This is a genomic window from [Lactobacillus] rogosae (assembly GCA_900112995.1).
GTDB lineage: Bacteria > Bacillota > Clostridia > Lachnospirales > Lachnospiraceae > Lachnospira > Lachnospira rogosae.
In genome coordinates this window covers 19,322-35,566 of record FONU01000010.1, presented here as the reverse complement: position 1 = coordinate 35,566, position 16,245 = coordinate 19,322, and the positions used below count along the sequence as shown (strand labels likewise).

15 protein-coding genes and 1 pseudogene are annotated in these 16,245 nt (G+C 36.8%); 11 read left to right on the top strand and 5 right to left on the bottom strand.

The genetic code is table 11. From position 1 onward, the window contains the following. Positions 1-116: 116 nt before the first annotated feature. The 8 genes and pseudogenes from thiW to BM157_RS12930 form a co-directional block, all read left to right on the top strand. Positions 117-629: an energy coupling factor transporter S component ThiW gene (gene thiW / locus BM157_RS05055; RefSeq protein ID WP_090140159.1), complete on the top strand. Its 513-nt coding sequence runs from the start codon at positions 117-119 to the stop codon at positions 627-629. 146 nt (positions 630-775) lie between these two features. Then, a complete protein-coding gene (gene thiM, locus BM157_RS05050; protein ID WP_090140157.1) occupies positions 776-1,645 on the top strand; it encodes a hydroxyethylthiazole kinase in 870 nt (289 codons plus the stop codon). A 116-nt stretch (positions 1,646-1,761) separates the two neighbouring features. Then, on the top strand, positions 1,762-2,319 hold the full coding sequence (locus tag BM157_RS05045) for a histidine phosphatase family protein (RefSeq protein ID WP_055306232.1): 558 nt from the start codon (positions 1,762-1,764) through the stop codon (positions 2,317-2,319). A 38-nt stretch (positions 2,320-2,357) separates the two neighbouring features. Then, the gene (locus BM157_RS05040; RefSeq protein ID WP_055173993.1) at positions 2,358-3,104 is read left to right on the top strand and encodes a threonine/serine exporter family protein; all 747 of its coding nucleotides are present in this window, start codon (positions 2,358-2,360) and stop codon (positions 3,102-3,104) included. A gap of 174 nt (positions 3,105-3,278) precedes the next feature. After that, entirely contained in the window at positions 3,279-3,701 is a 423-nt protein-coding gene (locus BM157_RS05035; protein ID WP_022501956.1) for a threonine/serine exporter family protein, read from the top strand. A gap of 12 nt (positions 3,702-3,713) precedes the next feature. After that, on the top strand, positions 3,714-4,619 hold the full coding sequence (locus BM157_RS05030) for a LysR family transcriptional regulator (RefSeq protein WP_055306231.1): 906 nt from the start codon (positions 3,714-3,716) through the stop codon (positions 4,617-4,619). A gap of 120 nt (positions 4,620-4,739) precedes the next feature. Then, a complete protein-coding gene (gene metE / locus BM157_RS05025) occupies positions 4,740-7,022 on the top strand; it encodes a 5-methyltetrahydropteroyltriglutamate--homocysteine S-methyltransferase (protein WP_055173994.1) in 2,283 nt (760 codons plus the stop codon). Positions 7,023-7,033: 11 nt separating this feature from the next. Further along, positions 7,034-7,177: pseudogene (locus BM157_RS12930) on the top strand (5-methyltetrahydropteroyltriglutamate--homocysteine methyltransferase); the annotation flags it as partial. A 6-nt stretch (positions 7,178-7,183) separates the two neighbouring features. On the opposite strand, the gene BM157_RS05020 reads toward BM157_RS12930, so the two are convergent. Genes BM157_RS05020 through BM157_RS05010 form a run of 3 tightly spaced genes read right to left on the bottom strand, consistent with a single transcriptional unit; the run spans position 7,184 to position 9,867 of the window. Further along, a complete protein-coding gene (locus BM157_RS05020) occupies positions 7,184-7,606 on the bottom strand; it encodes an aspartate carbamoyltransferase regulatory subunit (RefSeq protein WP_055173995.1) in 423 nt (140 codons plus the stop codon). A 21-nt stretch (positions 7,607-7,627) separates the two neighbouring features. Beyond that, entirely contained in the window at positions 7,628-8,569 is a 942-nt protein-coding gene (pyrB, locus tag BM157_RS05015) for an aspartate carbamoyltransferase (protein WP_055173996.1), read from the bottom strand. Further along, positions 8,566-9,867, bottom strand: coding sequence for an adenylosuccinate synthase (locus BM157_RS05010; RefSeq protein WP_055173997.1), 1,302 nt, complete (start codon positions 9,865-9,867; stop codon positions 8,566-8,568). Before BM157_RS05010 ends, pyrB begins: the two co-directional genes overlap by 4 nt. 202 nt (positions 9,868-10,069) lie before the next feature. Here BM157_RS05010 and BM157_RS05005 point away from each other — a divergent pair, with 202 nt between their 5' ends. Beyond that, positions 10,070-10,957 carry a LysR family transcriptional regulator gene (locus BM157_RS05005; protein ID WP_022501950.1) on the top strand — a complete coding sequence of 296 codons (888 nt, stop codon included), beginning with the start codon at positions 10,070-10,072 and terminating at the stop codon, positions 10,955-10,957. 16 nt (positions 10,958-10,973) lie between these two features. Here the strand turns inward: BM157_RS05005 and BM157_RS05000 are convergent, their stop codons facing one another. Then, positions 10,974-11,891, bottom strand: coding sequence for a calcium/sodium antiporter (locus tag BM157_RS05000; protein ID WP_022501949.1), 918 nt, complete (start codon positions 11,889-11,891; stop codon positions 10,974-10,976). Between the two features lie 357 nt (positions 11,892-12,248). Between BM157_RS05000 and BM157_RS04995 the strand changes: the two genes are divergently transcribed. Both BM157_RS04995 and BM157_RS04990 read left to right on the top strand, forming a co-directional pair. Next, positions 12,249-14,360, top strand: coding sequence for a methyl-accepting chemotaxis protein (locus BM157_RS04995; RefSeq protein WP_055306227.1), 2,112 nt, complete (start codon positions 12,249-12,251; stop codon positions 14,358-14,360). 20 nt (positions 14,361-14,380) lie between these two features. Next, complete coding sequence (locus BM157_RS04990; protein WP_055173999.1) at positions 14,381-15,343, top strand: ketopantoate reductase family protein; 963 nt, start codon at positions 14,381-14,383, stop codon at positions 15,341-15,343. An 85-nt stretch (positions 15,344-15,428) separates the two neighbouring features. Here BM157_RS04990 and BM157_RS04985 read toward each other — a convergent pair whose 3' ends face one another. Continuing rightward, positions 15,429-16,004 (bottom strand): TetR/AcrR family transcriptional regulator, encoded by a 576-nt coding sequence (locus BM157_RS04985; RefSeq protein WP_055306225.1) that lies wholly within the window; start codon positions 16,002-16,004, stop codon positions 15,429-15,431. Positions 16,005-16,245: the final 241 nt, after the last annotated feature.

Sequence of the window (16,245 nt, the reverse complement as noted above, 5' to 3'; positions counted from 1 at the left end):
CCTCATAAAATTAAAACCATAACCTGATATAATTCCCTCATATAATATAACACAACCCACAAAATTATGTTAAAATAAATCAGAGGTTAATAGACTAATAGATTAGGAGAAATACTATGAACAACATTAAAAAACTTTCCACTGCTGGTGTCCTATGTGCAGTCGCAGTAGCTGGAAGCCTGATTTCATTTCCGGTATTTGGAAGTAAATGTGCACCAGTACAACATATGGTTAATATATTCTGTGCCGTCCTTTTAGGACCCGGATACGGCGTAATGGCGGCATTTGTTGCCTCACTTATAAGAAATCTGCTTGGAATGGGAAGCCTTATGGCATTTCCGGGTAGTATGTTCGGTGCATTGATATGCGGTATTGTATACAAAAAGACCCATAATATTATTGCAACAATGATAGGAGAAGTAGCAGGAACATCAATACTTGGTGGTTTATGTGCATATCCGGTTGCAATATTCCTTATGGGAAAAAGTGCCGCAGGAATAGCATTTTATGCGTATATAATTCCATTTTTTATATCAACTGCCATGGGTGCGGTCATATCTGGAATAATAGTATTCAGCATAAAAAAGGCAGGCTTGTTAGTTAAGATTCAGGACAATCTTGTAGGATAGACAATTCAATATGCAAAGTCGATAGGCATATATAGGAGAATGCAAGCTATTGTAAGCAATGATAAAAGACGTTGTAATATTCAATACAGTGATAATCATATATGGAAAAAGACAAGCTTTCTGTATAGAAAAGAGGGTTTTAGTGAATGTTTGAAAATATAATAAAAAATGTGCATAACAGACATCCGCTTATCCACTGCATAACGAACTATGTGAGCATTAATGATTGTGCCAATATAGTGCTTGCATGCGGTGGTGCACCTATAATGGCGGAGGATATTAATGAGGTGAGCCAGATAACCTCGATATGCCAGGGACTTGATATTAATATCGGGATGCTTAATGATAATAAATTATCATCAATGCTTAAAGCAGGTGCTACAGCCAATGAACTTGGAATACCAGTAATACTTGACCCCGTTGGCGCTGGTTCATCAGATTACAGAATTAAAGCTGTCCAAAATCTTATGTCCAATGTACAGTTTGGTGTTATAAGAGGAAATGTATCCGAGATAAAAGCGATAGCCGCAAACCAGGGAATTCATAATATATCAGCTGGAGTATATGACACTATGCAGAAAGATAAGTCTGCTATGGGTGTTGAGGCGGGGATTGCCGATAAAATTACAGATGATAATATAAAAGAAATGGCAGATTTTATTAATAAGCTGTCCCAAAAGACAGGTGCTGTGATTGCGGTTACAGGCAGAATTGATATGGTTGCTGATGAGAACCGCGTATATGCAATAAGGAATGGTCATAAGATGATGAGCCTTGTTACCGGTGCCGGTTGTCAGCTGTCAGCTCTTACATCAGCATATGTGGCGGCAGATAAAGAGCATATATTAGAAAGTGTATGTGCGGCTGTTAGTGTAATGGGAATAAGCGGAGAGCTTGCATACCGCAGAATGGCAGAAGTGGATGGCAATGCAAGCTACAGGAATTATATAATTGATGCTGTATACAATATGACAGACGAAACTTTGAAAGAATTGGGAAGAATAGAGCGTATATAGTGTGTAAAAATATGAAATATATACAAGATATGTGAAAACATGGTGTATATAAATGATACAGATATATATCGTGACAATGCATAGGTATATAATATTTGATAGCAGAGGAATAATATATGAGCAGTTATTTTTATTTTACAAGACACGGACAGACTATATGGAATGTAGAGAATAAAATATGTGGTGCGACAGACATTGCACTTACAGAGCTTGGACATAAGCAGGCAATAGAATTAGGTGAGTGTATCAAAATGGAAAATATACATATTGATGAGATATTATATTCTCCACTTATAAGAGCGGCTGACACAGCAAAGCATATATCAGAAACCGCTGGCATACCGTGCAGAATGGAAATACGGTTAAAGGAGCAGAATTTTGGCAGATACGAGTCTACACCAAGAGATGGCAGGGAATTTGCTGCGGCTAAGATGAACTTTGTTGATGATTTTGACGGTGGAGAGACAATGCTTCATCTGAGTCAGAGGATATATAATCTTATAGATGATATAAGAAATGACAATTCTGATAAAATATATCTTCTAGTTGCGCATAATGGTATTTCGAGGATTGTCGAGTCATATTTCAGAAATATGAGCAATGATGAGTTTTCAGGCTTTGGAATTAAGAACTGTGAACTTAAAAAGTATGAATTTAAAGATAAAAATGCTTAGAAAATGCGTAGAAGGTGTGTGTAAAGGAGTAACAATATATGGATTATAAGCTTCTTATTGATACAGCGGCTCTTGCGGGTATGATTATGTTAGAAAATGGAGCAGAGATATACAGGGTTGAGGAAACAATCGATTATATGCTTAAAACATCAGGTTTAAAGACTACACAGGCATTTGTTGTATCAACGGGATTTATGATTTCTTTAGATGATCCGTCAATAGATGCACTGACAGTTGTCAGGAGAGTGGACAGAGGGGCAACCAACCTTAATATGATAGCTCAGGTCAATGACATATCAAGAAAGTTTTATAAAGGAATAATATCATTAGAGGAGGCATTTTCGCAGTTAAAGCATTTAAAGAAGAATCAGTATCCGTGGTGGTTAAAGGATATATGCACAGTATTCGTTGGGCTTTTCTTTACGGGAATGTACGGCGGCAATGGCGTGGATATGCTGTTTACAGGGATAGTTGGCGTATTCTTGGCTATATGGTTACACGCCGCCGGCAGTATGAAGCTTAATTCCCTTATAAAAGACCTGACAGCTTCTATTATATTGTCAGTTGTGGCAAGGGTACTCATTCATCTTAATCCACTTGCCCATCTTGATTTAATAATAATAGGTTCGATAATGGTACTTGTTCCCGGGGCTGCAATAACCAACGCAATAAGAGATACTCTCCACGGCGACTACGCCTCTGGCAATGCCAATATCCTCCAAGCCTTCACCGAAGCCGCCCTAATAGCCCTGGGCGTCTACATAGGCCTGGTAATAATATCCTAAAAACGAGCCGCCGGTCCTTAGCCGGCAGCCCAAGCTGGCGGCTGAGTACCGCTGCGAGCGGCACTCAGCGCAAGCGTGTCGCCGTTGTACTTGCTGGGAGCTGGCAATCCAGCCACAACGTAAATAATATCACCCACACATCAAGGAAAAGATAAAATTCAGGAGGCCATCCATATGCTACTTCAATGCCTATTCGCTTTCGGTGCAATCATAACATTTTCAGTAATAATAGAAGCCCCAAGAAAATGCCTGCTAGTTAACGGCATACTAGGTCTTGCAGGCTGGGCAATCTATTTGTATACAGAACAGTTCACATCAGTTCTTATGGCAACCTTTATGTCAGGACTTGTGCTTGCAATAATCTCCCACATACTGGCAAGACTTTTAAAGACACCGGTTACAACAACACTTATACCGGCGATATTAACAATAGTTCCTGGAGCTGGAATGTACCAGACGGTATATTACCTGTTCACATCAGATACACAGCAGGCATTATCAAGCCTTGTTGGAACAATTGGTGCGGCAGGGGCAATTGCGATAGCCATATTTATTGTTGATGCATTAGTTGCCGTAGTTAAACGTATTGTATTATAAAGGAGAAATGGTATGACATTACAACAGCTGTCTTATCTTATAAAAGTTGCTGAGTGCGGCAATATAACAGAGGCTGCGGAACAATTATATATATCACAGCCAAGTCTTAGCACGGCAATAAGCAATCTTGAAAAAGAGATGGGTGTTACAGCTTTTATAAGAACGAAAAAGGGCGTTATAGTAACACACGAGGGTGAAGAACTATTGTCGTTTGCAAGAATGTTATTAGAGCAGGCGGATATTATGAAAGAGCATTTCGGGGTTGTTAATAAAAGAGATCCGAAGTTCTCAGTATCGTGCCAGCATTATTCATTTGCCGTTAATGCTTTCGTTGATGTTGTTAATCAATTTGATGCAGATAAATACAGTTTTATATTAAGGGAAACACAGACAGGCGAGATTATAGATGATGTTGCTTATGGCAAAAGTGAACTTGGAATACTATATCTGTCAGATAATAATGAGGAAGTAATAAGCAAGCTTCTTAAGAAAAATGACCTTGTATACGAACAGCTTATTGAAGCAAAGCCGCATGTATTTATATGCAAGAAGCACCCGCTTGCAGATATGGATTTTGTGACGATTGAAGATTTAAAACCGTATCCATATCTTGTATTTGAGCAGGGTGAGAGAAATTCATTTTATTTCTCAGAAGAATTCTTAAGCGTGCTTGATTTCCCTAAGAATATACAGGTGCGTGACAGGGCTACTTTATTTAATCTTGCAATAGGACTTAATGGATTTACCGTAAGTTCGGGGATTATTGATGAGAAGCTCAATGGCTCAGATATCATTGCCAAGCCGTTAAAATCCGATTGCATTATGAGGATAGGACTTGTCAGAAAGAAGAATATAATGCTTAGCAGATACGCAGAATTCTATATAAAAGCATTGAAAAATAACTTATCCATAGTTTAAAACTATGATAAGCGTAATAAATTAAGTATTTTATTAAAAATTCATATAATGATAATATGACCTCAGGTTGTTCAGTATATTAGTCGAACAGCCTGAGGTTAATTAATTTGGAGGATATATATGCAGACATCGGTTATTGGGTTTCCAAGAATTGGAACATTAAGAGAATTAAAATTTGCAAGTGAAAAGTATTTCAGAGGTGAGATTAGTTCACAGGAATTATTAGATACAGCTAAGAATTTAAGAAAGATACATTGGACTACACAGAAGAATGAAGGAATAGATTTCATTCCAAGTAATGATTTCTCATTTTATGACACATTGCTTGATACAGCAGCTGCACTTGGAATTGTTCCAAGAAGATATAAGGAGCTTAATTTATCAGGTCTTGATACATATTTTGCAATGGCAAGAGGCTATCAGGGAGAGTCTGGTGATGTTAAGGCACTGGCAATGAAGAAATGGTTTAATACTAATTACCATTATATTGTACCAGAGGTTGAAGATGATACAGTTATTAAGCTTTCAGCAGACAAACTCCTTAATGAATACAAAGAAGCTAAGGAACTGGGCATTACAACAAAGCCGGTAATCGCTGGTCCTTATACAGTTCTTAAGTTATGCAGATTTACAGAGAACAAGGGCATTGATGATTTTTTAGATGATTTTATTGCAGCTTACAAGGAGCTTATAGCTTTATGTAACGATAATAACATAAGCTGGTTACAGCTTGATGAGCCTGCACTTGTATATGATTTAAGTGATGCTGACAAGGCTTTATTTAATAAGATATATGATGAACTTCTTAAGGAAAGGGGCAACTGCAATATACTTCTTCAGACATATTTCGGAGATGTAAGGGATATATATGAGGACATTATTAATAAGCCATTTGCAGGTGTTGGACTTGATTTTAATGAGGGAAGAAAGACATTTGAATTAGTAGAAAAATATGGTTTTCCAGCTGGTAAGCTTTTATTTGCTGGTGTTGTAAATGGAAAGAATATATGGAAGAACAACTATAAGAAGACATTAGATTTAATAAGCAGCATTAAAAATGCCTGTGATAATAATATAAATGTTGTTATATCAACTTCCTGCTCATTATTACACGTTCCATATACATTAAAGCACGAGGATAAATTAGCTGACAGCTATAAAATACATTTCTCATTCGCAGAAGAAAAGCTTACAGAGCTTGCTGAGTTAGGTGTTCTTGCTGATAAGAAACAGGATAAGGTTAAGAGTGAAAATGCCTATATTGATAACCAGAAGGTATTTGAGGAAGAAAGAAACTGCCATAACGCAGAGGTTAAGGAAAGACTTGCTAATATTAAGGAAGAAGATTATGTACGTCTTCCATTAAGAAGTGAAAGACAAAAGCTTCAGAAGGAGAAACTTGGTCTTCCGGAATTTCCAACTACAACTATTGGTTCATTTCCTCAGACTAAGGAGATTAAGGCGGAGAGAGCGGCTTACAGAAAGAATGAAATATCAGAAGAAGAGTATACACAGTATATTAAGAAGCAGATTGCTGATTGCGTAAAATGGCAGGAGGAGATTGGTCTTGATGTGCTTGTACACGGCGAATATGAAAGAAATGATATGGTTGAGTATTTCGGCGAGGCACTTGAGGGATATTTATTCACACAGAAGGCGTGGGTTCAGTCTTATGGTACAAGATGTGTTAAGCCACCAGTAATATGGGGTGATGTATACAGAAAGAAGCCAATGACAGTTGACTGGTCAGTGTATGCACAGTCATTAACTAATAAGCCGATGAAGGGTATGCTTACAGGACCTGTAACTATATTAAACTGGTCTTTCCCAAGAGAAGATATAACTATAAAAGAGTCAATATTGCAGATTGCACTTGCAATAAGAGATGAAGTTCTTGACTTAGAGGCGGCAGGAATTAAGGTAATACAGATTGATGAGGCAGCATTAAGAGAGAAGCTTCCACTTAGAAAGTCAGACTGGTATAATGAATATCTTGATTTTGCAATTCCTGCTTTCAGGCTTACACACAGCGGAGTAAAGAAGGATACACAGATACATACACATATGTGCTATTCAGAATTCACAGATATAATTCCAGCAATAGACGATATGGATGCTGATGTTATCACATTTGAAGCTTCACGTTCAGACCTTTTAATATTAGATTCTTTAAGAGAGAATAATTTTGAGACAGAAGTAGGACCGGGAGTATATGACATACATTCTCCAAGAGTTCCATCAGTTGATGAAATTGTTAATGCGTTAAATATAATGCTTACTAAAATCAGCAGGGACAAACTCTGGGTTAATCCAGACTGCGGCTTAAAGACACGAGGTGTAAAGGAAACAGATGCCAGCTTAAGAAATATGGTTGAGGCGGCTAAGATAATAAGAAACAGATAAATAAGTTATAGGCAGAGCCTGTTCCTCTTGAAAGATTATACTTAAGTCCACAGTGCAGATTTGCATCTTGTGAAATAGGTAATAAGCTTACAGAGGAACAACAGTGGGCAAAGCTTAAGCTTGTAAAAGAAATCGCAGAAGAAGTATGGGGATAATCCAATCTATCTTACAGAGATTTCTTCATTACAGTAAAGACAGCGGTATTTGCCTGATGGATACAGCTTGAAAATGTGTTCACAGCCCGTTTCGATACTTGTAATACAGCGTGGATTTTTACATTTTATAACATTGGTTAAGATTTTAGGTGGAAGAGGATGATATTTTTTATCAACTTTTCCATCTTTAATTATAATCAGAGTTATCTGTTTATTAATGTAACCAAGAATATCTAATCTTTCAGGAAGCTTGGTTCCTTCTATCTTGATTAAATCTTTACAGCCGTACTTTTCGCTTTTTACATATTGAAGGAGTGCAACAGAATGTGACTGTGCATCAAGGTTTAAAAGGCGGTATATATCTAACCCCTGTCCAGCAGGGATATGGTCGATTACTACACCATTTTGCAAAGAATCTATATTTAACATTATAATCTCCATTCTATTTTACTATAGTACTTTTTTTCCTGTGAGTGGGTCTGTAAGTTCAAGTAAACTCATAATAAGAGCCATACGGATATATTTGCCATTCTGCACCTGTTCAAAATAGGCGGCACGCTTATCGGTATCAACATCAGTTGATATTTCATCAACTCTTGGCAGAGGGTGAAGAACCGGCATATCGGCAGGGGCAAGCTGTAATTTCTCTTTATTAAGTATATAAGTATCTTTTAATCTTATATAATCATCTTCATTAAAGAAACGCTCACGCTGTACCCTTGTCATATAAAGCACGTCAAGCTCTGGGAGTGTATCTTCAAGGCTTCTTACTTCTTTATATACTGATTTATTAGGAATAAGAGTATCTTCTATAAGATAATCGGGAACTTTTAATTCTTCTGGTGATATAAAATAGAACTTATTGTCATTGAAACGTACAAGGCTGTTCACAAGAGAATGTACAGTTCTTCCAAATTTTAAATCACCGCAGAAACCAACAGTCAGGTTATCAAGACGTCCCTTTCTATGGCGTATTGTCATCAGGTCAATTAATGTCTGGGTTGGGTGGTTGTGACCGCCGTCACCAGCGTTGATAACTGGAATTGATGAATACATAGAAGCTCTTAAAGGCGCCCCTTCTTTTGGGTGGCGCATTGCAATAATGTCGGCATAACAGCTTACAACACGGGCGGTATCTGCGACAGTTTCGCCCTTGGTGGCACTTGACTGGTTAGCACCGGCAAAGCCTAAGGTCTTTCCTCCAAGGCTTAACATTGCTGACTCAAAGGATAAACGAGTTCTTGTGCTTGGTTCATAGAATAAAGTAGCAAGCTTTTTGCCGTCAGCAACGTGGCTGTAGGCTTCTTCATTAGAAGCAATCCTGTCAGCTAAGTCTAAAATGCTTATTGTTTCATCAAGTGTAAAATCAAGAGGGTCAATTAAATTTCTCATAGCCATTCTCCCTTTGTTAAATATTGGTTTCTCTCTGCCCCGACAGATATGAACTGGATTTCGTGATTAAGCAGCTTTTCAAGCTTTTCAATATAATTTCTTGCATTATCAGGAAGTTCATCATATGTGCGGTATTTTGATATGTCTGTAAGCCAGCCTGGCATAAGTTCAACAACAGGCTTGTACATATCTATATTGTCTGTCGGGTCAAATTCTGTTACGACAGTATTTTTATATTTATAACCTGTTATAATAGGGATTTCTCTCATATAGCTTAAGATATCTAATTTGGTTAATGCTATTAAATCTGAATTCTGGCATTTAAGGCCGTAAGCACTGGCAACAGCATCAAATGGTCCGACACGCCTTGGTCGTCCTGTAGCAGCACCATATTCGCCGCCGTATTTACGAAGGAGCTTCTGCCATTCTTCAGACATTGCATTTTCTGCAACAAATGGACCAGCACCTACACAGGTTGAATAAGCTTTTAAGACACCGACAATGTGGTTAAGTGGGGCATATGGTATGCCAGCACCTAAAGGGCCATAGGCAGCTATTGTAGATGAGCTTGAAGTGTAGGGGAATATACCATAATCAATATCCCTCATAGCGCCTAACTGGGCTTCAAGAACTACTTTTTTATTATCAGCTAAGGCATTATTTAAGAAAATGCCTGTATCACATATATAATCCCTGAATATATCTGCTTGTTTTTCACACCACGATAAGAGAGCAGGATATGACATTGGTTCCTGATGATAACAGCCGGCAAGTTCAAGATTTTTTGCATCTAATATGGTTTTAAGCCTTGCTTTAACATTTTCATTATCAAGATGAAGAAGGTCGGCAAGACGAAGTGTCTTCTTGCGGTATTTATCGCTATAGGCATAAGCAATGCCCCTGCGTGTAGAACCAAATGCACTGCCTGTTGCAGATAACCGGTTTTCTTCAAGTTCATCTTGAACCTTGTGCCAAGGCATAGATATAGTGGCATGTTTTGAAAGCTTCAGATTATCAGGAGTTACAGATATTCCTTTTTCTTTGATTTGTTCAGCTTCATTTGAAAGATGTTCAAGGTCAATTACCATTCCATCACCGAGAACACATACAACATCAGGGTGAAGTATTCCAGATGGAAGAAGATTAAGAACGAATTTCCCTTTATCAGTGACTACAGTGTGACCGGCGTTATTACCGCCCTGATAACGGACAACAATATCAGCCTGCTCAGCTAACAAGTCAATTACGCGGCCTTTGCCTTCATCACCCCAGTTAATTCCTGTTACAGCAGTAAGCATATAAGCATCTCCTTTAAAATATAGTATAGGTTGTAGTTGGTAAAATGTAACTTTTAATAATGATAATAAATTTTAGTTGCTTTTATTACCAAGTAAGGAGTATACTATTGAAACAATGATAAGTAAAAAGTATAATTGATATGGTTTTGATTATTATTTGATATAACTGTGATACTTATAGCTAGTGAAAGGGTCAGATTATATGAATGTTAATTACGAATATTATAAGATATTTTATTATGTAGCCAAATACAGTAACTTTACTAAAGCTGCACACGCATTAGGTAACAGCCAGCCGAATATAACAAGGGCTATGAATTGTCTTGAACAGCAGCTTGGCTGTTCGTTATTTATAAGAAATAACAGGGGAATTCAGCTTACTCCTGAGGGTGAGAAGTTGTATACACACGTATCCGTTGCGATGAGCCAGTTATTAGAAGCAGAGGAAGAATTATCTGACAGCTCAAGCCTTACAACAGGAAGCGTATCAATTGGTGCAAGTGAGACAGCACTTAATATATTCTTGTTAGATAAGCTTAAAAAGTTCCATATTAAATATCCGGGAATACGTCTTAAAATATATAACCATTCGACACCGCAGGCAATAGAAGCTGTAAGATCGGGAATTATAGATTTCGCTGTTGCATCTTCACCTGTCAATGTAGAAGCACCTCTTAAGCAGATAATGTTAAAGACATTTAAAGAAATTCTTGTAGGAGGTACTACGTTTACTGCATTGGGAAGTCAGGAATTATCATTAAATGAGTTAAAGAATTATCCTTTGATATGTCTTGGCAGGGAAACAATGACATTTCAGTTCTATAATGAATTATTCTATAAAAATGGAATTGAATTACTGCCAGATACTGAGGTAGCTACAACAGACCAGATACTCCCACTTGTGAAAAATGAGCTTGGTCTGGGCTTCGTGCCTGAACTTATGGCACAGGAAGCCCTTAGCAAGCGTGAAATTGTAAAGATATCGTTAAAAGAAACGATTCCTGAAAGAAATGTGTGTATGGTATATGATTACCAGCATCCTTTAAATTCAGCGGCAAAAGAATTAAAAAAGATGATTATGGAAGAGTAGGAGATAATGACAGGTATTATCTTATTAAAAGATATGCCGTGTATCCTACATATAGAAACACGCATACAATTCCCTCCCATCTGTTCATAGTCTTTTTGGTTCTTGCAAATACATAAAGAATGACTGCTGACACAAGAAGTATTATACAGTCGATAATTGACTCTGATAATACATTCAGCGGGCAGATTGTTGCAGACATTCCTAATATGAATAGTATATTAAAAAGGTTAGAGCCTATGGCATTACCGAGTGCAAGTCCGCTGTCGCCTTTTCGTGTCGCTGTGATAGAGGTAACAAGTTCAGGAAGTGATGTACCAATAGCGATTATTGTAAGTCCTATAAAATTCTCACTGACACCGAAATCTTTAGCGATAAGACAGGCATTATCAACAACAAGTGTTCCACCAAATATTACAGCAATAAGTCCGCCTATGATAAATATAAGACTCTTAGGCAGAGAAAGTATTTTACATTCATCAGCAGTTTCACGGTTTTTAAGTGCTGATATAACCATAACTGCAATGTATACAGCCATACTGATGAGTAAGATTATTCCCTCAATATGGTTAATATGTCTGTCAAGAAGCATAATGCAAAGAATTGCTGTTACAATAATGTTAAGTGGCATATCTCTTTTTAAAATCTCAGGATTAGTCTTAAATCCAGCCATAAATGCACATACACCGACAACGACAAGACCATTAAAAAGGTTAGAACCTATAACATTGCTTATTGCAATATCGTTGCTTCCAGCGAGTGCGGCATTAACACTTACAGAAGCTTCCGGGGCACTTGTTCCCATAGCAACAATCGTCAGTCCTATAATAACGCTTGGTACCTTCATAATTCTTGCAAGTGACGAGCTACCATCTACGAAAAAGTCAGCTCCTTTGATTAACAGCACGAATCCAATGAGTAGTAATAAATATTCCATATTAAGTCCTTTCCTGCGGCAAAAGAAACATTTATTAATCTTTATACAAAAAAAGCCTTTTACCACATCAAAAAAATGATTGATAAAAGTCTCGTTACTCACTAATAATAACCGGCCTTGCAGCGTGATGACGATTATTATTACATCTAAAGATGCTAACTACTCCCTTTGTTAATATAATAGTATATGGACAAATTGTCTGTCAACAACTAATTATAAAATATAAATTGTGAAAGCAATAATGTACTATGAATATAGATAAAAATGTGGTATTATAAAAACATCATTTAAGTATTTGTGACGACAATAGAATATAGAAATCAATGATAAACTAACATCAGTGAAAGGACAATGCATATGCAGGAGTATGATGAATCATTTTTCAGGGCGAAAGCCAACAAAAGAGCAGGTATAACCTGGCTTGCTCTTATTTTTATTGCGACCATATATTATGGTATCAAGACAAAGAATGGGGAAATTGCAAGGGGATATTTTATAGCATTTACAGTAGTAGGCTGGGTTACTTACATAACAGGATATATAGTATCTATGATTAAGGGTAAGGCAGCTAAAGAGTACAAATGGGTATTAGGTATATGTTATCTTTTATTCTACGCTGTTATAGCATGGACAGCACTCGATAAGATTTCTTATATATTTATTCTTCCATTATTATCAATTCTTATATTGTACAAAGATCCTAAGTTTATAAAGATGATTATGTGGTTTACATTGTTTGTATTAATCAGCAGTAATATTTACAAAGGTGTGGCTAAGGGAATGATGGATTTTGTTGCAAGTGAGGAGTGTGCACTTCAGTTTGCGATTGTATTATGTTGTTTTGCTTGTACTAATATGGCGATAAGACATCTGGTTGAGTCAGATGGTGCACTGACGGGGTCGATTGAATCGGAGCTGGCACAGGTTGTACAGACAGTTGAGCAGGTTAAAGATGCAAGTAATTCAATTGTTGATGGTGTTACAGTTGTAAGAGAACTTGCAGATGAGAATAAACAGGGTGCTAACAATGTAGTTAAGGATATGGGAACACTTGCAAAGAACAATGGTATCCTTAATGATAAGACAGTTTCATCAATAGAGATGACTAAGGTTATTGATACTCAGGTGAAAGATGTATCAGATCTTATGGAGGAATTCTCAAAGCTTATTGAGAAGTCAGTTGAACATGCTGACTTAAGTGCTGATGAGCTTACAGAGGTTGTTGAAATTACTAACAGAATGTCAGCATTATCAAGCAAGATTGAGACTATTCTTGAAACATTTAAGAAGGAATTTGAAAATGTTAAGCAGGAGACAAGTACTATTGAAGGAATTACTTCACAGACTAATCTTCTTGCACTTAATGCTTCAATAGAGGCGGCAAGAGCAGGAGAAGCAGGAAAGGGCTTTGCTGTTGTTGCTGACCAGATAAGAAGCTTAAGCAGTGGAACTCAAGACTCTTCTAACAGTATTATGGAAGCACTTTCACATCTTGAGGCTACATCAGATGAAATGCTTCAATCAATTACAGAAACAGTTGAACTTATACAGCTTAACATTGAGAAGGTATCAACAGTTAATAAGTCAGTATCAGATATAACGAGTGATGCAACAAGCCTTGGTGATAATATAAAGGTTGTTGACAGTGCAGTTAAGCAGGTTGAGAATTCTAATGAGACACTTACTGCTAATATGAATCAGGTTGGCGAAATAATGCAGATAATGACAGAGAGCATTAATAATGCAGAACAGACAACTAAGACGATGCTTAGCAAATATGAAGCAAGTGCCAAGAGTGCAACGGATATTGAGTCTGTTGTCGGCGAACTTATGGAAGAACTTGGTATCGGTGGATTTATGAATGTTTCCGATATAAAGAGCGGTATGAAGTTCAGAATGGTTATTGAAGACCAGACTAATGCCAAGGAAGAATACACAGGTGAAGTTGTTGACAGAAAAGACAATAATGTATACATAAATATTAATAACAGAGCAGCATTTGATGATAAGAGAAGAAATCTTAAGTGTTCATTTAACGCTGTTGTAGATAATGTATTATATTGCTGGAATGGTATAGCAATACATAATGTCAAGGCAGGAGAAAAGGGACAGTTCAAGCTTACTATTGATACTAACCCACAGGTATATAACAGAAGAAAGTATCCAAGAATGCCACTTGACAATAAGTGTACAATAAGCGTTGATGGTACAGATATAACATATTATGGACACATGGTTAATATTAGTGCTAATGGTTTTGCTTTTTCAGTTAATGACTCATCGTTTGAAAATATGAAGGGTAAGAATATTGTTATCGAGATTGATAATTTCGATGTTATTAAAGACAAAGAAATACAGGGCTGTATAATAAGATGTTCTAATGATGAGGGTAATTATATTGTCGGCTGTAGAATGCCAGAGGACAGCAATGAGATTAAAGACTATGTAAATAAGAATTATAGTGAGTAATAAAGCAGGAGTTGGTTGTTATGTCAATTAAGTCAGTTGGAATTATAGGTGCAGGTGCGGTAGGTTCTTATGTTATATGGGGACTTTCAGATGTTAAGGATATAAAGCTTGGAGTTATAGCCTCAGGTGAGAGAAATCAAAAGCTTAAGGCTGATGGCTGTAAGATTAATGGTAATGTATACCGTCCAGAAGTATGGACACCTGACGAAGCCAAAGGTGTTGATTTATTGATAGTATCATTAAAATACGGAGCACTTCCAGCGGCACTTGATGATATAAAAGCTGCAACTGGTGATAATACTACAGTTATGAGCCTTATGAATGGCGTGGACAGTGAGGAGATTATTGCTGGTAAGATAGGTTCTTCACATATGCTGTATTCACTTATCAAGGTAGCTTCATCACATAAAGAAGGACAGGGTTATGTATTTAATCCAGACACAACTCTTGGAATTATATATGGAGAGCTTAACGCACCATTTGACAGTGAAAGAGTACGTATGGTTAAGGAACTGTTTGAAAGAGGTAATATACATTTTCGGGTAACAAAGCATATTAAAGAGGAGATATGGTGTAAGTTCCGACTTAATGTGTGCAATAATCTTCCGCAGGCTATTCTTGGGGCAGGTGTTGGATGTTACAGGGATAGTGTTCATATGAAGGCAATCAGTGAAGGTCTTCGTAAGGAGCTTGAGGCAGTTGCAGCAGCAAAAGGAATTGACATAAGCATTGTTGAGGGTTCTTCCGGCAGGGGCAGTGCAGTCCTTCCAACAGCGAGATATTCAACATTGCAGGATATCGATGCCAAAAGACATACGGAGATAGATATGTTTTCAGGTGCATTAATGAGAATGGGAAAAGAGCTTGGAATTCCTACACCATATAATGAGTACACTTATCATATGATAAAAGCTATTGAAGAAAAGAACGATGGCAGATTTAATTACAATAGTGATAATGAAGAGCTTACGTGGGCGAAATAGTTATGACTGAGAAAGAAAAGAAGAATTCGTGAGTACTAAGAATAAAAGGTCTTTTTCTGATTACAGAAGAAGACCTTTTAAGTATTTATTTTATTAAAGATAAAACTCCAGTTGATACAAGCTTGGTTACAAGCTTAGCCATTTCGCGTGGGGACTCAGGATTATCGCTTGAGAGCCACTGTTCGATAAGACCGACACAGCCGTAAAGTATAAAATTACCGTAATATTTACAGTTAATTGAAAGTTCAGGCGATAATTTACTGATTTCGGTCTGTATGCAGTACATATTATAAAGCTGGTGTATTTTCATAATAAATGAAATGTCACCATTAGGACCTATAAGCACGCGGAAAAGTTCGGCATTATCGCTTACAAATTCAAATATATCTAAGAATAAAGGATAAGGAAAATCCTTTGTATTCCTGGCATTATATTTTTGAAATATCTGTATGAACTTGTCGCTAAGCTCCTGTTCTATAGAGGCGAGCATATCGTATATATCTTTGTAATGCAGATAAAACGTGCCCCTGTTAATATCTGCCAGTTCACATAATTCCTTTACAGTTATGTCTTTGATGTTTTTTTGTTTCATCAGAGTGGAAAGGCTGTGAATAAGCAGTGTTTTAGTTCTCATTACACGTCTGTCTATATTATTTTCCATATATTACCCTTTCTTAAATCTTTCTTAATTAATTGACATATATCAACACAATGTCTATTAATCAACACTTTGTGCAAAACTGATTATTGAGCAAATATTATATGATAATTATAATTATTCTATAAAAATAATCAACACTATGTTTATAAACACAATAAGCAAAATGAAGAAAGGACGGTACATTTAAGAAACTGATTAATAATTAAAGTTTATTGAAGATTATTAGGATATTTAGTGAATT

Excerpts from the sequence above, each read along its gene's own strand:
- thiW (WP_090140159.1), top strand. The coding sequence starts at position 117 with ATGAACAACATTAAAAAACTTTCCACTGCTGGTGTCCTATGTGCAGTC.
- thiM (WP_090140157.1), top strand. The coding sequence starts at position 776 with ATGTTTGAAAATATAATAAAAAATGTGCATAACAGACATCCGCTTATC.
- BM157_RS05045 (WP_055306232.1), top strand. The coding sequence starts at position 1,762 with ATGAGCAGTTATTTTTATTTTACAAGACACGGACAGACTATATGGAAT.
- BM157_RS05040 (WP_055173993.1), top strand. The coding sequence starts at position 2,358 with ATGGATTATAAGCTTCTTATTGATACAGCGGCTCTTGCGGGTATGATT.
- BM157_RS05035 (WP_022501956.1), top strand. The coding sequence starts at position 3,279 with ATGCTACTTCAATGCCTATTCGCTTTCGGTGCAATCATAACATTTTCA.
- BM157_RS05030 (WP_055306231.1), top strand. The coding sequence starts at position 3,714 with ATGACATTACAACAGCTGTCTTATCTTATAAAAGTTGCTGAGTGCGGC.
- metE (WP_055173994.1), top strand. The coding sequence starts at position 4,740 with ATGCAGACATCGGTTATTGGGTTTCCAAGAATTGGAACATTAAGAGAA.
- BM157_RS05020 (WP_055173995.1), bottom strand. The coding sequence starts at position 7,606 with ATGTTAAATATAGATTCTTTGCAAAATGGTGTAGTAATCGACCATATC.
- pyrB (WP_055173996.1), bottom strand. The coding sequence starts at position 8,569 with ATGAGAAATTTAATTGACCCTCTTGATTTTACACTTGATGAAACAATA.
- BM157_RS05010 (WP_055173997.1), bottom strand. The coding sequence starts at position 9,867 with ATGCTTACTGCTGTAACAGGAATTAACTGGGGTGATGAAGGCAAAGGC.
- BM157_RS05005 (WP_022501950.1), top strand. The coding sequence starts at position 10,070 with ATGAATGTTAATTACGAATATTATAAGATATTTTATTATGTAGCCAAA.
- BM157_RS05000 (WP_022501949.1), bottom strand. The coding sequence starts at position 11,891 with ATGGAATATTTATTACTACTCATTGGATTCGTGCTGTTAATCAAAGGA.
- BM157_RS04995 (WP_055306227.1), top strand. The coding sequence starts at position 12,249 with ATGCAGGAGTATGATGAATCATTTTTCAGGGCGAAAGCCAACAAAAGA.
- BM157_RS04990 (WP_055173999.1), top strand. The coding sequence starts at position 14,381 with ATGTCAATTAAGTCAGTTGGAATTATAGGTGCAGGTGCGGTAGGTTCT.
- BM157_RS04985 (WP_055306225.1), bottom strand. The coding sequence starts at position 16,004 with ATGGAAAATAATATAGACAGACGTGTAATGAGAACTAAAACACTGCTT.